The organism is Desertibacillus haloalkaliphilus (assembly GCF_019039105.1).
GTDB classification, from domain to species: Bacteria; Bacillota; Bacilli; order Bacillales; family KJ1-10-99; genus Desertibacillus; species Desertibacillus haloalkaliphilus.
Map to the genome: position 1 here is coordinate 1 of NZ_JAHPIV010000214.1, position 409 is coordinate 409.

A 409-nucleotide genomic window follows, 5' to 3' on the forward strand; every position below is an offset into this window, starting at 1 on the left:
GGCATGAGCTGCAAAACGTCTGCTCCCTTGTGATGCAAAAAATCAATGAGAGCTGGTGCATTTTCGCCGTGAAGCTGCACCATGACCCGTTTACCTTGAAGTTCTTTGTCTTCTAACTTTGAAATGAGGTCACGAACGGTTCCATCTTCATCAGAAACATCTGGCTGAATGCCGTGTTTTTTTAGAGCCGCAAACGTTTTGTATCCTCTTGAAGCGATATGGGCACTTGATAAAATGTTCATAAAAGCTTCTCCAAGCTGCAGCTCTAGTGCACTTTCAATTAATGTGTCTGTGCCGATACCCGTTGTTAAAATGACCCAGTCAGCTCCCTTCTTTACAAAGGTTTCTATGCCTGGCTTCAATTCCTCTTTGGCTAAAAATACAGTGCCCTGAAGAGAACGAATAACAG

1 protein-coding gene is annotated in these 409 nt (G+C 43.5%); it reads right to left on the bottom strand.

All coding sequences use genetic code 11. The features are described 5' to 3' along the window. A partial coding sequence (locus tag KH400_RS21615; RefSeq protein ID WP_217228159.1) for a uroporphyrinogen-III synthase occupies positions 1-409 on the bottom strand: 409 nt, incomplete at both ends.